This window comes from Vibrio sp. Y176, assembly GCF_033438945.1.
In genome coordinates this window covers 1-660 of the sequence record NZ_JAWOQS010000624.1, presented here as the reverse complement: position 1 = coordinate 660, position 660 = coordinate 1, and the positions used below count along the sequence as shown (strand labels likewise).

At 42.4% G+C, this 660-nt stretch carries 1 protein-coding gene; it reads left to right on the top strand.

Annotated features, from left to right (window positions below):
* On the top strand, positions 1-660 hold a 660-nt coding region (locus tag R7O13_RS27700; protein ID WP_412125741.1), incomplete at both ends, for a calcium-binding protein.

Below are 660 nucleotides of genomic sequence, written 5' to 3'. Positions count from 1 at the left end.
GATTATGAAACCTATGTACTTCATCAAGCAAATAACGCATATCAGGCATTGGAAGAACTTAGTGAGGTTCGATCGATCGGTCATGGTCATGACTTAGATGAAGATTCGTTGAAACACTTTGACTCTGATGGTGTTGTAAGAACTAACATCGATGTTAATCAACTTGCAGAAGTGATTCTTGGCAAAGAAGTGTCATTAATGCAAGGCAAGGATGAGATTAGTAGCCTTGATGGAAACGACATCATTTTTGGTGATGCGATTCGTTTTGATATCAATGGAGAGCAAGGTGTTTCTGCGCTACAAAACTATGTAGCTTCTCAACTGGGGAAAGATGTTGCTCTGGTAACGAAGGAGGAAGTTCATCACTACATTACTGAAAACCAAGCTGAGTTTGAGCAATCTCGTTATTATGACCAAGCGGACACCATTTATGGTGGTGCAGGAAATGACATCTTGTTTGGGCAAGGTGGAAACGACAAGCTGTTCGGTGGCGCAGATAATGACATTTTGATTGGTGGTTTAGGCAGCGACATTCTGACTGGCGGTGATGGTGAGGACATCTTCAAATGGATCGATGTGGCCAACGAACGCGACACTGTCACAGATTTTTCTAGCAGTGAAGACTCTCTAGACTTCTCCGATCTGTTTGATGATTTATCG